The organism is Megasphaera sp. AF13-6AC, from assembly GCF_027685385.1.
Classification (GTDB): domain Bacteria; phylum Bacillota; class Negativicutes; order Veillonellales; family Megasphaeraceae; genus Megasphaera; species Megasphaera micronuciformis.
In genome coordinates this window covers 1,268-4,798 of the sequence record NZ_JAQCUN010000101.1, presented here as the reverse complement: position 1 = coordinate 4,798, position 3,531 = coordinate 1,268, and the positions used below count along the sequence as shown (strand labels likewise).

Here is a 3,531-nt window from a genome sequence, read left to right as displayed (position 1 = left end):
GAGCTATGACGGCAGGTGCTTTAATCGCTTTTTTGATTTATGCTATCAACCTGTCGAATCCCGTTCGTCGAATCAGTGAGATTTACGGTGAAATTCAACGTTCGTTGGCTGCAGCGGATCGAGTATTTGAAACGCTTGATACAAAATCGGACGTAGAGGAAAAACCTGATGCCGTAGACTTGAATATCGTTCATGGCAAGGTAGAGTTTGAAAATGTATGCTTCTCTTATGATGAGGAACATGAAGCATTAAAGGACTTTACCCTTACTGTAGAGCCGGGTGAAGTCGTGGCTCTGGTGGGACCCAGCGGTGCCGGCAAATCGACTATTGCCAATTTGGTACCCAGATTTTACGATGTAACCTCAGGGGCTCTGAAAATTGACGACACGGATGTGAGAGATGTGACTTTTTCGTCATTGCGCAGCCAAATCGGACTGGTACCGCAGGAAACGATGTTGTTCAATACATCTATTATGAATAATATTCTCTACGGTCGCCTCGATGCAACGGAGGAAGAAGTCGTGGCAGCTGCCAAGGCGGCCAATGCACATGAGTTTATTAAAGACCTGCCTGACGGGTATGCGACTGTAGTCGGAGATAGAGGCAGTGCGCTTTCCGGCGGACAGCGTCAACGAATCGCCATTGCCAGAGCTATTTTGAAGGATCCTCATATTTTGATTCTCGACGAAGCTACATCGGCATTGGATACGGAAAGTGAAAAAATAGTACAGTCGGCCTTGGAAACCTTGATGAAAGGACGAACGTCTTTAGTCATTGCTCATCGACTCAGTACGGTTCGAAATGCGGATAAAATCGTTGTTATCAATCACGGTTCTATTGTCGAATCGGGTACTCACAAGGAGTTGCTCGCCCGCGACGGCTTATATGCGAGCTTATATGCGGTTCAATTTAATCCCGAAGTCGTAACGGAAGGATAGAGTCCTCTTGAAACTAAACATAAAAGCCAACTTTCTTTACTGGGTATATAATATTCTTCTACTTTTGTATTGGGCTACGTTGATTCCCGTATTGATTTATCGTCTCTTTCGAGAAGAAGGATTTTTTCAACGGATTAAACAAAGTATCGGTTGGCTGCCGGAAGATTTGAAAAAGAAAATATCCGATAGAGACGCTATTTGGATTCATGCGGCTTCGGTGGGGGAAATCGTTGCCGCCAGTCCGATTGTACGGGAAATGCGAAAAGAACATCCTGAAGAAGTTATCATCGTATCCGTTGTAACGGCTACAGGCTTCAGTATGGCTCACCGAATCATTGAAGGGGCTGACGGGATTTTATATTTTCCCCTCGACTTGCCGTATTTTACGAATCGTATTTTGAATATCGTCAATCCTAAGGTGATAGTTCTGGTAGAAACTGAAATTTGGCCGAACTTTTTGCGTGTTGCCGAAAGTAAGAACATTCCCGTCATGATGATGAACGGACGTATCAGTAATCGCAGTGCTTCACGTTATCGCCTTATTACCTTCTTTACACGCCATGTACTTTCTTCCATACGCGTCTTTTGTATGCAAAGTCGTATTGATGCACAGTATATTATCAGTATCGGTGCCGACCCGAATAAAGTTATTGTAACGGGTAATACTAAATATGATCAGACGTACGGTATTGTGACGGAAGAAGAGCGGGGACGGTTGCGCAAAGAAATAGGCTTTAATGATGATGCTTACCCGATTATGATTGCCGGCAGTACGCACAAGGGCGAAAATGTTCCCGTGTACAAGGCATTTGTCAAGGTTAAGGAACGATTTCCGCAGGCGAAGCTCATTATTGCACCCAGATATATTTATCAGGCTGATTTAATTATCAGCGAAGGGGTGTCCTTGGGTGTAACTATGGTCAAACGGAGTGAAATGGTTTCCGGCTGTAAGCCGGACATTCCTTATGACGGTGTTATTTTGGATACGATCGGTGAGTTAGGCCGTGTATACAGCATAGGCGATTTGATTTTCGTAGGCGGCAGTTTGGTTCGAGTCGGAGGACATAATATTCTTGAACCGGCAGCACACGGAAAGCCTATTGTCGTGGGACCGAATATGTTTAACTTCGTTGAAATTTACGAACTTCTCAGTAGCCGGGGCGCTTGTGCCATGGTACGTAACGAAGAAGAGTTTATCGATACGTGTCTTGATATTTTATTAAACCCTGCAAGAGCCAAGCACATGAAGGAAAGTTGCTTGCAAATTGTCGGTGAAAACCAAGGAGCAACGCATCGTAATTTAAATGAATTGAAAAAATTGTTGGATAAATTGCAGTTATGGGGATAGGAATATGTCTTTACGTGAAAAAGTGACTAAGCGATTTCTTGAATTGACGGAAAGGGGGGCACAAAATAAGGGCGATGATCTGATGCTGTCCTTTTTGGAAATGCTTGAAAAAGTTTATGAAAAGGCGGTTACACGTCGTCGTCACGCTTATGCAGCAGGGATAAAAAAAGAAACTTCCTTTGATGCTACGGTTATCAGTTTGGGAAATATAACAGTCGGCGGTACGGGAAAAACCCCTATGGCGGTTTTTTTGACAAAGGAAATTCGTCGCATGGGCTATACGGTGGCCGTTTTGAGCAGCGGATATCGTTCGCATGCGGAAAAGACCGGAGCTATTGTATCGGACGGAAATAACGTTTTATTGACACCGGCTGAAGCCGGCGATGAAGCTGTCCTTTTGGCGCGTTCTCTACCGGGAGTTCCCGTTTTATCGGGAAGGCGTCGAACGGAAACGGGGCATATTGCGGTTGACGAGTTTCATCCCGATGTCATTTTGATGGATGATGCCTTCCAACATTGGCAAGTGAAACGAGAGTTGGACATAGTCTTGATTAATGCGGCCAATCCTGTCGGTAACGGACACTTGTTGCCGCGCGGTATTTTAAGAGAACCTCTTGATGAATTGGAGCGTGCCGGACTTTTTATTATTACGAAGGCTGACGAAGCCGACAGAGATGAAGTGGAAAAGATTTATTCTCTCCTAAGATACTATAATGAAAGTGCGCCCATTGCCGAAGCGGAACATCAACCGAAATGGTGTGTTCCCTATGCCCGGTGGTTGAAGGGAGAGACATCTGCAGAAGGACTGGAAGAAGACAGTAAGGTCGTCGCTTTATCGGCCTTGGGCAGTCCCGATTCTTTTGAGGAAACCCTGGAAGAGGCGGAATATGAAGTGGTTCGCTCTTTACGATTTGACGACCATCACGTTTATACGGAAAGAGACTTGCGAGAGGCCTCATCTTTGGCGACGGCTCAGCGAGCCGTTGTAGTAACGACGGAAAAGGACGCGGTCAAACTTTCGCCGTCTATGGTAGAGTCTATGAGTGTCCCCCTATATGTGCTGGGGATTGAAATAGAAATTACAGCCGGTGAAGAAGAAGTAAAACGCGTATTAAAACGTGTGCTGGGAGGATAAAATGAAATTTATATGCATAATCCCGTCACGATTCGCATCGACGCGATTACCCGGTAAACCCTTAATCGATTTAGGGGGTAAACCGATGATTCAGCGAGTATATGAACAGG

4 protein-coding genes are annotated in these 3,531 nt (G+C 45.1%); all 4 read left to right on the top strand.

Features of this window, described 5'->3' with window-relative positions; genetic code table 11:
* Positions 1–938: ABC transporter ATP-binding protein (locus tag PGX78_RS06235; protein ID WP_270445917.1), on the top strand; the 938-nt coding region annotated here is incomplete at its 5' end.
* A 7-nt stretch (positions 939–945) separates the two neighbouring features.
* The gene (locus PGX78_RS06230) at positions 946–2,286 is read left to right on the top strand and encodes a 3-deoxy-D-manno-octulosonic acid transferase (protein WP_270445916.1); all 1,341 of its coding nucleotides are present in this window, start codon (positions 946–948) and stop codon (positions 2,284–2,286) included.
* Between the two features lie 4 nt (positions 2,287–2,290).
* A complete protein-coding gene (lpxK, locus tag PGX78_RS06225) occupies positions 2,291–3,421 on the top strand; it encodes a tetraacyldisaccharide 4'-kinase (RefSeq protein WP_270445915.1) in 1,131 nt (376 codons plus the stop codon).
* Position 3,422: 1 nt separating this feature from the next.
* On the top strand, positions 3,423–3,531 hold a 109-nt coding region (locus PGX78_RS06220; protein WP_442864803.1), incomplete at its 3' end, for a cytidylyltransferase domain-containing protein.

Excerpts from the sequence above, each read along its gene's own strand:
- lpxK (WP_270445915.1), top strand. The coding sequence starts at position 2,291 with ATGTCTTTACGTGAAAAAGTGACTAAGCGATTTCTTGAATTGACGGAA.